We start from the raw sequence: 14,213 nt of genomic DNA on the forward strand, positions 1-14,213 counted from the left end.
AGCATCGGTTCCTCCCGCCCCCCCGGCCCCGGATGAAAGCGCTGCCCAAGAAGGATTTCCCGGTCGAGCAGGTCCGCCGCTTCCTCGAACCCGGCCCGATCGTGCTGGTCAGCACGGCCTGGCGCGGCCAGCGCAACCTGATGACGATGGGCTGGCACATGGTGATGGGCTTCTCGCCTTCACTGGTCGCCACCTACCTGTGGCACGAGAACCACAGCCATGCGCTGGCGCGTGGCAGCCGCGAGTGCGTGATCAACGTGCCCGGCGTGGAGCTGCTCGATGCCGTGGTGGACATCGGCAACTGCAGCGGCCGCGAGGTCGACAAGTTCGCGCGCTTCGGGCTCGACGCACTGCCTGCGCATGAGGTCGGCGCGCCGCTGGTCGGGCAATGCCATTCGTGCTTCGAATGCCGCCTGTACGACGACAGCCAGGTGGCGTCGAGCAACCTGTTCATATGGGAAATCGTGCGCGCCCATGTTGCGCCCCGGCCGAAACTGCCGCGCACGATGCATTACCGCGGCGATGGGCAGTTCATGGTGTCCGGCGCGGAAGTCTCGCGTCGACGGCGGTTCAAGCCCGACATGCTGTAATGCCCGCACTCCCCCAGACGCAGGACCGCCGCGCATGACCGAACACCTCACCGACCTGGACGCCGCCGTCGACTGGTTGTTTGCGCGCGTGGACGGGCCGCTGCGGATCGGGGCACCGCTGGCACTGGGCAAGCCGCATCGGTTGCTCAATGCCCTCTACGCACGTGTCGAGCACGACCCTTCGCGGCCGCTGCAGCTGTATACCGCGTTGTCACTGAATCCACCGAAGGCGCGCGGCAACGGCCTGGAAGCACGCTTCATGGCCCCGTTCGCGCAGCGTCACTTCGGCGACGATTTCCCGCGCCTGGCCTATGCCGATGCGATCGCGCGCGACGCGCTGCCAGCGCATGTGCAGGTGGAAGAGTTCTACATGCAGTCCGGCGCCCTGCTCGGTTCGCGGCAGGCGCAGTCCAGCTATACCAGCCTGAACTACACCCACGCCGCCGATGCGGTGGCGCAGCGCGCGCCGCAGGTGATCGTGCAGAAAGTGGCGATGCGGCCGGATGACCGTCGACTTTCGCTGTCGTGCAACAACGACATCACCCAGGACACGCTGGATGCAATGACCGCACGTGGTCTGCCGCGCCCGCTGCTGATCGCCGAAATCGATCCGCAGCTGCCTTACATGGGGGGCTCGGCCACGGTCGATGTGTCGTTCTTCGATCTGGTGATTACCCCGCCGCCGCCGTATCCGGCGCTGTTCGGGCTGCCGCGGCAGCCGGTCGGCGACGCCGACTACGCCATCGGCCTGTACGCCAGCACGCTGGTGCGCGACGGCGGCACTCTGCAGATCGGCATCGGCACGCTGGCCGACGCGCTCAGCCATGCGCTGGTGCTGCGCCACACCGACAACGCACGCTACCGCCGCGTGCTGCACGCGCTGGATCCGCAGCTGGCCAATCACCCGCTGGTGCAGGAAATCGGCGGCGTGGACCCGTTCGAAGTGGGCCTGTACGGCTGCAGCGAGATGCTCAACGAGGGCTTCCGCAGGCTGGTGCAGACCGGGGTGATCAAGCGCAAGGTGCACGACGACCTGGCGCTGATGCAGCGCATCGAGAATGGCAGCACGCTGTCCATCGACCATGCCACCCTCGCCGCCGAAGGCGAGTACCTGCACGGCGCGTTCTACCTGGGCTCACCCGAGTTCTACGAGTGGCTGCGCACGTTGCCGGAGGACGAGTGTCGCGCGATCGGCATGCGCCGGATCAGCGAGATCAACCAGCTGTACGGCGGCAACGAGACGCTGGAGCGCCTGCAGCGCCGGCACGCGCGCTTCTTCAACTCCTGCATGATGGCCACCGCGCTGGGCGCGGCGGTGTCGGACGCGCTGGACGATGGACGCGTGGTATCCGGTGTGGGCGGCCAGTACAACTTCGTGGCGATGGCGCATGCGCTGCCGGAAGCCCGCAGTGTGCTGATGTTCCGCGCCGCGCGCGATGACAAGGGCCAGCGTGAATCCAATGTGCGCTGGAACTACGGCCACACCACTATTCCGCGTCACCTGCGCGACATCTACCTCAACGAATACGGCATCGCCGATCTGCGCGGCCTGACCGACGAGGACTGCGTGCATGCAATGACCGCGATCACCGAGGCCCCGTTCCAGGGCGGCCTGCTGCAGCAGGCACACGCCTCGCGCAAGCTGCTCGCGGCCACGCAACCGGATCCGCAGCGCCAGCAGCGCAACACGCCGCAGGCACTGGCGACGGCACTGGCCCCATTCCGCGCCGATGGCAGCCTGCCCGACTATCCACTGGGCAGCGATTTCAACGAGATCGAGCAGGTGCTGGTGAAGGCGCTGGGTTGGCTGAAGGCCAACACGCAGACCCGCGGCGACAAGCTGCGTACGGTCTGGGCGGCGCTGCGCCAACCTGCCGGCGACGGCGATGCGGTGTACCTGCAGCGCATGGGCCTGCAGGCGCCGAAGGATTTCGCAGAGCGCCTGGACGCGCGACTGCTGCGCCTCGCACTGGCACGCACCGCCTGAGAAAAAGGGGACGGAGGGGATTAAGTCGCATGTGTACAAACGACTTAATCCCCTCCGTCCCCTTTTTCTCATCCACGCATGGCGTGGATCTACCGCTCTATCCTCACTGCATCCTCAAGATACAGACGGGCAATCGGTGGATGCGATCGATGCTCGACCTGCCACAGGTCGTATGCCGCCTGCATCGCCAGCCACATGCGGGCATTGCCCAGACCTGCAAGCTCAAGACGGAATGCGAGTTCCGCAGAGATGCCGGCGTGCCCGTTGATGATCGTCGACAACTGTCCGCGCGAGTAGCCAAGATGCTGCGCCAGCGCACTGATCGACATACGGATTGCTGGCAGGATGTCTTCGCGCAGCGATTCCCCGGGATGCGGCGGATCATGCAACGGCATCGGGCAGACTCCTAGTGGTAATCAAGGTAATTGACCAATTCGACGTCGAGCCCACGAAAGCGGAACACCAGTCGCCAACTCGCCGAGACACTCACAGCCCAGTAGCCGCTATAGCTCCCGCGCAGCGGGTGCAGGCGATTTCCGGGCAGCCCCATGTCCCCAGGCACGCGAGCCTGATCCAGCTGCAGAAGCAAACGCCGCAACCGGGCCACATGATCGGCACGGACTCCGGACATGTCGCTCCGCTCATAGAGCGCCTTCAGGCCCTTATGCCTGAAGCTGACGATCATGCGGCTCCAGTGTAAGGCATCACCTTACACCTCGCAAATCCACCATGGGTTTCTGCCCCGATCTTCTTGTCCATGACCACTTCTGAGGGTGCCTCGGCAGGTCCTCCTTTTCGCAAGGAATGCAGGTCAGATGAAGAGGCCAACGCGACACTGGTGCCGCCGGGTGGAACATTCCGGGCAAAGGAAAAGGGGACGGAGGGGATTAAGTCGCATGTGCACAAACGACTTAATCCCCTCCGTCCCCTTTTTCTCTACTCTGGAGAACGAGAAAGGCCGGCTTGCGCCGGCCTTTCCTTTGTTGCGCCGAGAGGCTGCTTACAGCGCCTTGGCGGCTTCTACCACGTGGGCGGTGGTGATGCCGAAGTGCTTGTACAGCTGGTCGGCCGGGGCCGAGGCACCGAAGGTGTCGATACCGATCACCGCACCGTCCAGGCCGACGAACTGGCGCCAGAAACCGGTGACGCCGGCTTCCACGGCCACGCGCTTGCGCACGGCGTTCGGCAGCACCGATTCACGGTAGGCCGCATCCTGGCGCAGGAACACGTCGGTGGACGGCATCGAGACCACGCGGGTCTTGAGGCCGGCCGCGTCCAGCTGGGCCTTGGCCTCGGTGGCCAGCGAAACTTCCGAACCGGTGGCGATCAGGATCACGTCCGGGGTACCGGCGGCATCGGCCAGCACGTAGCCACCGCGCTCGATCTGGGCGATCTGCTCGGCGTTGCGCGGCTGGTGCGGCAGGTTCTGGCGGCTGAACACCAGGCAGCTCGGGCCGTCCTGGCGGGTAATCGCGGCCTTCCAGCTCACCGCCGACTCGACCGCATCGCACGGACGCCACACGTCGTTGTTCGGGATGTAGCGCAGCGAGGCCAGGTGCTCCACCGGCTGGTGGGTCGGGCCGTCTTCGCCCAGGCCGATCGAGTCGTGGGTGTAGACGTGGATGGCGTGGGCCGGGATCAGCGCGCTCATGCGCACGCCATTGCGGGCGTAGTCGCTGAACACCAGGAAGGTGGCGTCGAACGGAATGAAACCACCGTGCAGGGCCAGGCCATTGGCGATCGCGGTCATGCCGAACTCGCGCACGCCGTAGTACACGTAGTTGGCGTTGGCGTCGTCGCTGGCAACCGACTTGCTGCCCTTCCACAGGGTCAGGTTGGAGTGCGCCAGGTCGGCCGAGCCGCCGACGATTTCCGGCAGCAGCGGGGCGTAGGCTTCGATGGCCAGCTGCGAGGCCTTGCGCGAGGCGATCGTCGGGCCTTCAGCGGCCACCTGGGCGATGTAGGCATCGGCCTTGGCAACGAAGTCGGCCGGCAGCTCGCCGTGCGAACGGCGGGTCAGCTCGGACGCTTCAGCCGGGTACTGGCTGGCGTACTTGTCGAACAGCTGTTCCCACTCGGCCTGGCGCAGGGTGCCGGCGCCATTGGCGCGCCAGCCGTCGTAGATCGCCTGCGGGATCTCGAACGGGCCGTATTCCCAGCCCAGCTGCTTGCGGGTGGCTTCCAGCTCGTCCTTGCCCAGCGGTGCGCCGTGGCTGGATTCCTTGCCCGCCTTGTTCGGCGAACCGAAACCAATGGTGGTGCGGCAGCAGATCAGGGTCGGCTTGTCGCTCTGCGACAGCGCGGCCTCGATGCCGGCCTTGATGCTCTCCGGGTCGTGGCCATCGACGTCGCGCACCACGTTCCAGCCGTAGGCCTCGAAACGCTCCGGAGTGTTGTCGGTGAACCAGCCCTCGACGTTGCCGTCGATGGAGATGTGGTTGTTGTCCCAGAAGCAGACCAGCTTGTGCAGGCCCCAGGTACCGGCCAGCGAGGCCGCTTCATGCGACACGCCTTCCATCAGGCAGCCATCGCCCATGAACACCCAGGTGCGGTGGTCGACCACTTCCAGCTCCGGGCGGTTGAAGCGCTGTGCCAGCAGCTTCTCGGCCAGGGCGAAGCCCACGGCGTTGGCGAAACCCTGGCCCAGCGGGCCGGTGGTGGTTTCCACGCCCGGGGTCTCGTGGCGTTCCGGGTGACCGGCGGTGTGGCTGCCCAGCTGGCGGAACAGCTTCAGCTGCTCGATCGGCAGGTCGTAACCGCTCAGGTGCAGCAACGCGTACTGCAGCATCGAACCGTGGCCGTTGGACAGCACGAAACGGTCGCGGTTGAACCAGTGCGGATTGCTCGGGTTATGGCGGAGGTAGTCGTTCCAGAGGACTTCGGCGATGTCGGCCATGCCCATGGGCATGCCGGGGTGGCCGGACTTTGCGGTTTCAACCGCATCGGCGGCAAGGAAGCGGATGGCGTTGGCCAACTGGCGACGGGTAGGCTGCGTCATGGTTCTGTCGGAATCGGGAGGCGGCCGCGGACGTGCGGGCGGCCTATTGTCCCATAGTCGCCGGGCAGGGGGTCGGTTCACCTTGCCCGGTCGTGCCGGCCGCTGGTCGGCACTTCATGATCTCCGCCGGATTCCGCATGTGAAACGGGGTCGGAGCCCTTTCCCTGCGGAAAGGAATCCGACCCCGATCAGGTCGCCAGCAGTGGCCCCGGACTCAGTCCTGCTGCGGGCCCAGCGCCGGGCCGTCATTGGACTCGCCCTTGGCCACCAGCGTGGTCAGGGCCAGGTCGCCGGTCACGTTCAGCGCGGTGCGGCACATGTCCAGGAAGTGGTTCACGCCCAGGATCAGGCCGATGCCCAGCGGGTTCACGCCGACCATCGCACAGATCATCGCCACCACCGGCAGCGAGCCCGAAGGCACACCGGCGGTACCGATGCCACCGAGGATGCAGACCGCCATCACCATGAACTGCTGGCCGATGCTCAGGTCCACACCGAAGAACTGGGCCAGGAAAATCACCGTCACGCCCTCGAACAGCGCGGTGCCGTTCTGGTTGGCGGTGGCGCCGACGGTCAGCACGAAGCGCGACACGCGCTGCGGCAGGCCCATCTGGTCGGCCACGCGCAGTGCGGTCGGCAGGGTGGCATTGCTGGACGCGGTGGAGAACGCCATCACCGTCGCTTCCTGGGTATCGCGGAAGAACGACAGCGGCGAACGCCCGGACAGCCACACCGCGGTGCCGTAGGTCACGATCATGTGCAGGCCCAGCGCCAGCACCACCACGCCCACGTAGGCGCCGAGGCGGATGATCAGCTCGAAACCGAACAGCGCGGCCAGGTTGAACATGAAGCAGGCCACGGCATACGGGGCCAGGCGGATGACCAGGTTGATCAGGGTCATCGAGATTTCGAACACGCCTTCGATGGCGCGGCGCAGCGGAGCGACCTTCTCGTTGTCGGTCAGCACCATGCCGATGCCGAACATCAGCGCGAAGAACATCAGCGACAGGATCGCGCCGTTGTCCGACGCCGCCTGCAGCACGTTGCTCGGCACGATCGACAGCAGCATGTCCATGCCCTTCGGCGTGCCATGGATGCCCGCGACGATTTCCTTGCTGCGCTCGGCGTTCTCCGACAGCATCATCGCGGCGACCTGCGGGTCGACACCGGCGCCCGGCTTGAGCACGTTGACCAGCACCAGGCCGATGCCCACCGCGATGCCGGACAGCAGCACGGTGTAGGCCAGCGTCTTCCAGCCGATGCGGCCGAGGGCGCGGATGTCGCCCATCTCCGACACGCCCATGATCAGCGCCGAGAAGATCAGCGGCACGATCAGCATGAAGATCAGGTTGAGGAACAGGCCCGACGCCGGGGTGGTGACGTAGTCCATTACCCACTTGGCACCGGCCTGCAGACCATCGACGCTGCCGCCCAGGGCGTGCACGATCAGTCCCAGGACCAGGCCGATCGCAAAGCCGATGCCCATCTTCCAATGCAGGGGCAACTTCTTCTTGTCGGCAGCAGCTGCTGTCATACGCGGGTTTCCTCGAAAAATGAATGCACTCTAACAAAGCGCGCAAGCGGCGCCGGTTCAGGTTCGCCGCGGTGGATACAGCGGCGCCAGGCCAGTGTCGGCGGTGCCTGCGGCCGCCGACCAGTGCGGTCCGTCACGGAAGACCTCGCGCAGGCGCGAACGCAGCGGCGCCAGATCACCCTGCCCGCCCCAGCGTGCCTGCTGCAGGTCCTGCAGCACCTGGCGCTGGGCTGCATCCCCAAGCCGCGCGATGACCTGCTCGATGCGTTCAACGCCGGCCATCGCACACAGCTGTGCTTCCACCTGGTCGAAGCCCTCGCCATCCAGCGCGCGGCGCAGTTCGGCCAGGCCGGCACGCCCGCTCGCCACAGTCGGCACCGAGGGTTTGCCGCCTGCAGGTGCCGCCGCACGCGGGCGGCGACCGCGCTGCCAGCCCCACAGCAGGGTCAACAGCCACAGCAACGCCAGGCCGATGGCCGCCGCCATCCATGGCCACGGACGCTCGGACAGGCCGCTGGCACGCGGATCGGTCGCCGCGATGCGGCTGTCCTGGCCATCGGTGCCGGGCAGCGCGGCGTCGGTGTCGATCGGCGGCAACGGCGCCGGTGAGGCAGTGCCAGGACCGGTGCCGGCCGCGACGGCCAGCGTCAGGTCCGGCAGCTTCGCCTCCTGGGGCTTGCCGTTACGCACATCCCACCACGGCAGGCGCGGCCCCGGCACCACCAGCGAACCCGGCTGGCGCGGCACGATCGAATAGCGGCGGGTGATCTTCAGGCGCGGCGTACTGCCGTTGAAGGTCTCTTCGTACTGCGCCGGTTCGGCGAACACCTGCGCATTGGCGCCGACATCCGGCACCGGCAGGTCGGTGAACTGCGCGCGCGTCGCGCCTTCGGCAACCGCTTCGACCACCACGTTGGCGGCCTCACCTGTGCGGGCACTGGTCGGTGCACTGGTGTAGCGCAGCTGCAGGCTCTGCAGGGGCAGCCACGGCTGCGGCGCCTGCGCCGGCTGTGCCTGCACCTGCAGCGTGCGGTCGGCACTGGTGGCATTCATTCGACCGTCGCCACCGCCGAAGAAATCATCGAAGAAGCCACCGGCGCTGCGGCCACTGAAACGCGCACCGGCCAGCTTCAACGCGCCACTGCGCTCGGGGATCAGCAGGAAACGCCGTTCGACCACGTTGTAGCGGCGCCCGTTGACCTGGCGCACATCGGTGCGGTCGTCGCCTACGCGCTGCAACGACGCGCCCTCGGGGGTATCCAGCACCAGTTCGCCGGAGGCCAGCTGCGAGGCGAAATACAGGCGCACCACCACGCCCACGCTCTGCTGCACATACGGCGTATCGTCATCGACAACGGTTTCGATGAAGGCCATCGCATTGCTGTCCGGCCCGGCCACTGCGGCCGCGTCCACCTGCAGCGTCAGCGGCGCGGTGCGCACGTTGCCCACCTGCAGGCCCGGCACCACCAGCGCACCGCTGCGCCGCGGCGTGAGCGCCACGCCATACAGATTGCGCTGCTGCATGCTGCCATTGCTCCACTCCACCTGGCGGCTGCTGGTCTGCCCGCTCAGGTCGAAGTCGGTACGCAATGGCGTGAAGTCCGGGGCGCCCTGATCGCTCTCGACATTGAGGGTGACCGTATCGCCCATCGCGATGCGGTCGCGGTCCAGCCACGCGCGCGGCTGCGCCCAGGCAAGGAGCGGCAGCCACAGCAGCAGTGCCGCCAGTACCTGTAGTGGCCAGCGTCCGTGCATGTTGATCGCCCGCGTCATCGCCCTTCCCTCTTCCTGCGTTCGTTTTCCAGCTGGAACTTGGCCCGCAGCAATGCGCCCGGATCATCCGGCACACGTCGCATCCACGCCTCCACGGCCTGTTGCTCCTCACGCTGGCGCGGGGTGGTGCCCTCGCTGCCTGGCACGGGCTTGCCGTCCTGTTCGCCCTTGCCCTCACGTGCCTGCTGCATTGCCTGCTGCATGCGCTGGCGCTGCTGCTCATCGGCCTGCGCCTGCGCCTTGGCATCCTCCACCTGTGGCGGTGCCTGCTGGCCATCGCGGCCACGCTCGCCAGGCTGAGGCTTCGACTGCGAGGTGTCATCGCCAGGCTTGGGTTGCCCTTGCTGGCCTGACGACGGCTGGCCCTGGCCGGGATTCTGCTGGCCCTGCTGCGGCTGCCCCTGTGGGTTCTGCTGGCCCTGCGAGCTCTGCGGCTGCTTCTGCTGCCCGTTCTGCGGCGGCTTCTGCTGGTCCTGGCCCTGGCCGCCACCGGATTGCTTGCGCTTGCGCGCGGCATCGACCACGGCGCGGTTGGCCACCGCATCGGCCATGCCCGGATGCAGTGCCAGCGCACGGTCGTAGGCAGCAATCGCGTCGTCGTAGTTGCCTTCGCGTGCCAGCGTGTTGGCCAGGTTGTACCAACCGGCATCGTTGTCGATGCCTTCGAACTGTCTGCGTGCAGTGGCGAAGTCGCCGTTGCGGTAAGCCTGAACCCCCTCGGCCAGGCGCTGGTGCTGCACCTGGTCGCTACGCTTCCACAGCGTGCCCTGCGCCGGCTGCGAGGCAGGCGTCGCAGGGGCCTGCGCCTGCACGTCATTCATCCACGGCAGCAGGCCGACCGTGAGCACCGCGGCCAGCACCGCGCGACGACGGAAGGCCAGCAATGCCAGCAGCATCACCGGCGGCAGCAGCCAGAAGCCTTCGTCACGCCACTGCTTGCCTTCGCCCGGCCGCTGCGCCGCCGTGCCTTCGCGCGCGTCGAGTACACCGAGCGCACGCAGATCGCTGTCATCGGCGGAGATGCGTGCATAGCGCCCTCCCCCTGCAGTGGCGACTGCACGCAGGCTGCCCTCATCCAGCGCAGCCTGGCGGATCTGCCCGCTGCCATCGCGGTAGGCCGCACCGGCAGGCGTGCCCAGTCCCAGCACCGACACCTGCAGACCCAGGCTGCGCGCCTGCGCCGCCGCCAGTGCAGCTTCGCTGTCCGCCTGATCGCTGACCAGCAGGATCTGCCCCTGCAACGCACCGATCTGCCGCATCAAGCGTGTCGCCCAGTCGATGCCGCGGTCGGCACGCTGGCCATCGCGCGGCATCACGTCCGGCGACAGCGCATCCAGATACAGCGCGACGTTGCTGCCGTCGTCGGTCAGCGGCGCCACGGTGTAGGCATCATCGGCATACACCACCAGCCCCACCTGCCCGCCCTGGCGCGCGCGCAGCAGCTCGCCCACTTTCGCCCGCGCCTGCAGCAGGCGCGACGGTGGCAGATCGGTTGCGGTGATCCGGCTGGACAGGTCCAGCACCACCAGCAGCGGTGCGCTGGCCTGGAACATCGGCTGTGCCTGCTGGCGCCAGCTCGGCCCGGCCATGGCCAGCGATGCCAGTGTCCAGCCGAGCAGCAACGCCCAGGGCAAACGTGCCCGCCGCCTTGCACCGGCGGCCAGCAGGTGCGGCAACAGGTGCGCGTCCACCGCCTGCCGCCACACATCACTGCGCCGTTGCCAGTACAGCGCCAACGCGATGATCAGCGGCAGCGCCAGCAGCGCCCACAACCACTCGGGCCGCAGGAAGTGCAGCGCGTTCCAGTCGGGAAGATTCGAAGCAAACGCGATCATCGGCGACGCTCCGGCCACAGCCATGCCAATGCGCCCAGCAGCAACGCCAGGCCCAACGGCCACGCATAGCGCTCCTCGCGCGGGCGCAGGCTCGGGCCCTTTGCGGCCACTGGCTCCAGGCGATCGAGCTCGGCATAGATGCCGGCCAGCTGCGCGGTGTCCCGCGCACGGAAGAACTGGCCGCCGGTCATGCTGGCGATCTTCTTCAGGGTGGCCTCATCGACCGGATCCTGGTCGGTGGAAATCGGAATGCCGAACAACCGCATGCTGCCATCGCCGCCAAATGCGACCGTGTGGATGCGCACGCCCTCGGCGCGCGCCACTTCCGCGGCGCGCAGCGGCTCCAGCACACCGGCATTGCTGACACCATCGGTCAACAGGATCAGTACGCGCTGTCCCTCTGGCTGGCTGCGCAGGCGCTTCACCGCCAGGCCGATGGCATCACCGATGGCGGTCTCGCGCCCGGCCAGGCCGACCACGCTGTCGCGCAGCTGGTCACGCACGCTGGCCAGGTCCGCGGTCAGCGGCGTGAGCGTGTAGGCACGGTCGCCGAAGATCAGCAGGCCGACGCGGTCGCCGGCACGACGATCCAGGAAGTCGGCCAGCACGGCCTTGGCCGCGGTGAGGCGATCGACCGCCTGGCCGCCCAGCACCATGTCGCCCTCGCCCATGCTGCCGGACACATCCATCGCCAGCATCATCTGCCGCCCCTGCTGCGGCGGCGTGATGGCTTCGCCAAGCTGCTGCGGTCGTGCCAGCGCGATGCACAGTGCACACCAGCCCAGCCACAGCAGCAGCGTGCGCAGCCACGACACGTCAACACGGCCACCACCAGACAGCGCTTCCAGTTCGGCAGCCGCATAAGGCACACGCAGTGCGGCGCCCGGTTCTGCACAGCGCTTCCACCAGCGCATCAGCAGCGGCAACGGCAGCGCCAGCAAAGCCAATGGCCATGCCAGCTGCAGGTCCGGCCATGGCCAGTAGGTCGTCCACAGGTTCATCGGCGGCGCTCCAGCAGCATCGCCAGATAGCGTTCGCGGGCCCAGCTGCGCACAGCGGCCACGTCGTTGCTGTCGACGCGCGGTCGATAGGCGCCTTCGGCCAGCAGGCTGCGACGTGCAGCGGGCAGCGTGCCCTGCGGGTCCACACGCTGCCACCAGGCGTCATCGCGCAACGATTCACTGCCCGGCACTGCATGACGCGCGGCACGGCGCAGCAGCCCTGCGATCGCCGCCAGTTCTGCTGCAGCGTCGGTGGTCGCTGCCAGCTCCTGGTCGAACAGCTGCAACCAGCGCTGGCGACGGCGGCGACGTCGCCACATCACCACGGCGATCACCAGCAGCACCAGCACGACCACCGCGCCGATCAGCAGGTAACCGGGGGCTGGCGGCCACCATGATGGTGCCGGCGGCAGCTGCACATCGCGCAACGGCAGAGCGGCGCTCATGCCGGCACCTCGGTCGGCGACGGCGCCAGCCACGCGTCGCTGGGCGCATCGGAGGACAGCACCTGCACGTCGACGCGGCGCGCGCCGAGCTGGCGCCGCAGTTCCTGCAGCGGCTCGACAAAATGCGCCTGCCAGTGTGCCTGCACTTCGCTGCGGCGCAGGTCGAGACCGATACGCTGCTGTGCGGTCTGGAACTGCAGCGCCGCCGAGGGGGGATGCAGTTCCAGGGGATCGACCAGCAGCACCAGGCTGAGGTCGTGATGCTGGGCCAGCGCACTCCAGCGCGCCGGTGGAATGCGGATGGCCTGCTGCGGATCGGCCAGCACCAGCATGCGTGCCCCGGGACGCAGCACGCGAGCGGCATGATCCAGCGCGCGCTCCAGGCCCAGATCGTCGGCCGGCGGCTGTGCATACCAGCGGGTCAGCGCGTCGAGCACGCGCAACACGCCGCGTGGCCCACCGGCAGGCGCGATCGGCGCTTCGCGGTCGCTGCCACGCAGCGCGCCCACGCGGTCGCCACGGCGCTGCGCCGACCATGCCGCAACAGCACCGGCGCGTGCGGCCTGCACTGATTTGAAGCGCACGCGAGTGCCGAAGTACAGCGCCGGCGAGGTATCGGCCACGATCAGGCTGACCCGCTCGCGTTCGGCCTGGAACAGTTTGGTGTGGGCGCGACCGGTGCGCGCGGTCACGCGCCAGTCGATGTGGCGCGCGTCATCGCCGGCCACGTACTCACGCGACTCGGCGTACTCCATGCCGCGGCCGCGCAGCGGGGATGGCGCCTGCCCCGCGTTGCCGGTGCGTCCACGTCGCGGCGGCGGTGGACGCTGCGCCAGCCGGCGCAACGCGACCAGTTCGGCCAGCTGCGGGCGCAGCCCGTCACCTTCGAGCGCAGACGGTGCCTGTTCCAGGGATGGATCGGTCATGCGCAGGCTCAGGGTGCCGGCACCCGGGCCAGCAGCTCCTGCACCAGGCGCTCGCCGTCCCAGCCCTCGGCGGTGGCTTCATAGCTGGGCAGCACGCGATGGCGCAGCACATCGGCGGCCACCGCACGCACGTCATCGGGGGTGACGAAGTCGCGGCCGGCCAGCCAGGCGCGCGCACGTGCGCAGCGTTCCAGTGCGATGGAGCCACGTGGGCTGGCACCCCAGGCGATGCGGCGGCCGAGGCCGGCGTCGTAGCGCGATGGATCGCGCGAGGCCAGCACCAGTTCGATCAGGTAACGCTCCAGCGCCGGCGCCATGTGCAGGTCCAGCACTTCGCGGCGGGCGTCGAACACGTCCTGCATCGGCATCTTGTCCGGCGCAGGCGCGGCCTCGCCCAATGCGCCACGGGCGCGCTCGCGGGCCAGCCGCAGGATTTCCGATTCGGCCGCCTGGTCCGGGTAGCCGATGCGCACATGCATCAGGAAGCGGTCCAGCTGCGCATCCGGCAGCGGGAAGGTGCCTTCCTGCTCGATCGGGTTCTGCGTGGCCATCACCAGGAACAGCGGCGGCAGCGCATAGGTATGGCGGCCAACGGTGACCTGGCGCTCACCCATGGCTTCCAGCAGTGCCGACTGCACCTTGGCCGGCGCGCGGTTGATCTCGTCGGCCAGCAGGATCGGGTGGAAGATCGGGCCGGGCACGAACTCGAAGCGGCCCTCCTGCGGGCGCCAGATCTCGGTGCCGGTCAGGTCGGCCGGCAGCAGGTCGGGGGTGAACTGCACGCGGGCAAAGTCCGCTTCCAGGCGCGAGGCCAGTGCACGGATCGCCGTGGTCTTGGCCAGGCCCGGCGCGCCCTCCACCAGCAGGTGGCCGTCGGCCAACAGCGCGATCAGCAGGCGTTCGACCAGTGCCGCCTGGCCGACGATCTCGGCCGACAACGCATCGCGCAGCTGGGTGAATGCCGCATGCAGGCGGGAGGTTGCCGGCGCGGGCGGCGGCGAGACGGATTCGGGCATCGGCGGTGGCAGGTTCATGGGGGCCTTTGACCGGCGCAGGACGGCACGGGTTCCCGACATCATCGCAGGGTGCCCTGCGATTGGCATCAAGAACGGCTGAACAGCCC

General features: G+C 68.1%; 12 protein-coding genes. 2 read left to right on the plus strand and 10 right to left on the minus strand.

The genetic code is table 11. The annotated features are described in order from the left end of the window. Positions 1-32 precede the first annotated feature (32 nt). Positions 33-590: a flavin reductase family protein gene (locus AB1281_RS15665; protein ID WP_430346343.1), complete on the plus strand. Its 558-nt coding sequence runs from the start codon at positions 33-35 to the stop codon at positions 588-590. 34 nt (positions 591-624) lie between these two features. Next, on the plus strand, positions 625-2,577 hold the full coding sequence (locus tag AB1281_RS15670) for an acetyl-CoA hydrolase/transferase C-terminal domain-containing protein (RefSeq protein WP_430346344.1): 1,953 nt from the start codon (positions 625-627) through the stop codon (positions 2,575-2,577). Positions 2,578-2,666: 89 nt separating this feature from the next. On the opposite strand, the gene AB1281_RS15675 is transcribed toward AB1281_RS15670, so the two are convergent. The 10 genes from AB1281_RS15675 to AB1281_RS15720 form a co-directional block, all read right to left on the minus strand. Then, positions 2,667-2,972, minus strand: a complete 306-nt coding sequence (locus AB1281_RS15675) for a HigA family addiction module antitoxin (protein ID WP_075676379.1) — start codon at positions 2,970-2,972, stop codon at positions 2,667-2,669. A gap of 11 nt (positions 2,973-2,983) precedes the next feature. Continuing rightward, positions 2,984-3,262, minus strand: coding sequence for a type II toxin-antitoxin system RelE/ParE family toxin (locus AB1281_RS15680; RefSeq protein ID WP_430346345.1), 279 nt, complete (start codon positions 3,260-3,262; stop codon positions 2,984-2,986). 315 nt (positions 3,263-3,577) lie between these two features. Then, on the minus strand, positions 3,578-5,575 hold the full coding sequence (gene tkt / locus AB1281_RS15685; protein ID WP_032127859.1) for a transketolase: 1,998 nt from the start codon (positions 5,573-5,575) through the stop codon (positions 3,578-3,580). A gap of 214 nt (positions 5,576-5,789) precedes the next feature. Next, positions 5,790-7,109, minus strand: a complete 1,320-nt coding sequence (locus tag AB1281_RS15690; RefSeq protein WP_430346346.1) for a dicarboxylate/amino acid:cation symporter — start codon at positions 7,107-7,109, stop codon at positions 5,790-5,792. A gap of 57 nt (positions 7,110-7,166) precedes the next feature. After that, positions 7,167-8,882 (minus strand): BatD family protein, encoded by a 1,716-nt coding sequence (locus AB1281_RS15695; RefSeq protein ID WP_430346347.1) that lies wholly within the window; start codon positions 8,880-8,882, stop codon positions 7,167-7,169. Then, a complete protein-coding gene (locus AB1281_RS15700) occupies positions 8,879-10,717 on the minus strand; it encodes a VWA domain-containing protein (RefSeq protein WP_430346348.1) in 1,839 nt (612 codons plus the stop codon). The genes AB1281_RS15695 and AB1281_RS15700 overlap by 4 nt, the downstream gene beginning before the upstream one ends. After that, positions 10,714-11,718, minus strand: a complete 1,005-nt coding sequence (locus tag AB1281_RS15705; RefSeq protein WP_430346349.1) for a vWA domain-containing protein — start codon at positions 11,716-11,718, stop codon at positions 10,714-10,716. The genes AB1281_RS15700 and AB1281_RS15705 overlap by 4 nt, the downstream gene beginning before the upstream one ends. Continuing rightward, positions 11,715-12,164: a DUF4381 family protein gene (locus tag AB1281_RS15710; protein ID WP_430346350.1), complete on the minus strand. Its 450-nt coding sequence runs from the start codon at positions 12,162-12,164 to the stop codon at positions 11,715-11,717. Before AB1281_RS15710 ends, AB1281_RS15705 begins: the two co-directional genes overlap by 4 nt. Further along, positions 12,161-13,090, minus strand: coding sequence for a DUF58 domain-containing protein (locus AB1281_RS15715; protein ID WP_430346351.1), 930 nt, complete (start codon positions 13,088-13,090; stop codon positions 12,161-12,163). Before AB1281_RS15715 ends, AB1281_RS15710 begins: the two co-directional genes overlap by 4 nt. 8 nt (positions 13,091-13,098) lie before the next feature. Next, positions 13,099-14,124, minus strand: a complete 1,026-nt coding sequence (locus AB1281_RS15720) for an AAA family ATPase (protein WP_430346352.1) — start codon at positions 14,122-14,124, stop codon at positions 13,099-13,101. Between the last annotated feature and the right edge of the window lie 89 nt (positions 14,125-14,213).

Origin of the sequence: Stenotrophomonas sp. NRRL B-14846, from assembly GCF_050473585.1 — a bacterium.
Taxonomy (GTDB): domain Bacteria; phylum Pseudomonadota; class Gammaproteobacteria; order Xanthomonadales; family Xanthomonadaceae; genus Stenotrophomonas.

What these genes read in the sequence shown, in the direction of transcription:
- AB1281_RS15675 (WP_075676379.1), bottom strand. Translation starts at nt 2,972, where the DNA reads ATGCCGTTGCATGATCCGCCGCATCCCGGGGAATCGCTGCGCGAAGAC.
- AB1281_RS15700 (WP_430346348.1), bottom strand. Translation starts at nt 10,717, where the DNA reads ATGATCGCGTTTGCTTCGAATCTTCCCGACTGGAACGCGCTGCACTTC.
- AB1281_RS15665 (WP_430346343.1), top strand. Translation starts at nt 33, where the DNA reads ATGAAAGCGCTGCCCAAGAAGGATTTCCCGGTCGAGCAGGTCCGCCGC.
- AB1281_RS15680 (WP_430346345.1), bottom strand. Translation starts at nt 3,262, where the DNA reads ATGATCGTCAGCTTCAGGCATAAGGGCCTGAAGGCGCTCTATGAGCGG.
- AB1281_RS15720 (WP_430346352.1), bottom strand. Translation starts at nt 14,124, where the DNA reads ATGAACCTGCCACCGCCGATGCCCGAATCCGTCTCGCCGCCGCCCGCG.
- tkt (WP_032127859.1), bottom strand. Translation starts at nt 5,575, where the DNA reads ATGACGCAGCCTACCCGTCGCCAGTTGGCCAACGCCATCCGCTTCCTT.
- AB1281_RS15705 (WP_430346349.1), bottom strand. Translation starts at nt 11,718, where the DNA reads ATGAACCTGTGGACGACCTACTGGCCATGGCCGGACCTGCAGCTGGCA.
- AB1281_RS15690 (WP_430346346.1), bottom strand. Translation starts at nt 7,109, where the DNA reads ATGACAGCAGCTGCTGCCGACAAGAAGAAGTTGCCCCTGCATTGGAAG.
- AB1281_RS15670 (WP_430346344.1), top strand. Translation starts at nt 625, where the DNA reads ATGACCGAACACCTCACCGACCTGGACGCCGCCGTCGACTGGTTGTTT.
- AB1281_RS15695 (WP_430346347.1), bottom strand. Translation starts at nt 8,882, where the DNA reads ATGACGCGGGCGATCAACATGCACGGACGCTGGCCACTACAGGTACTG.
- AB1281_RS15710 (WP_430346350.1), bottom strand. Translation starts at nt 12,164, where the DNA reads ATGAGCGCCGCTCTGCCGTTGCGCGATGTGCAGCTGCCGCCGGCACCA.
- AB1281_RS15715 (WP_430346351.1), bottom strand. Translation starts at nt 13,090, where the DNA reads ATGACCGATCCATCCCTGGAACAGGCACCGTCTGCGCTCGAAGGTGAC.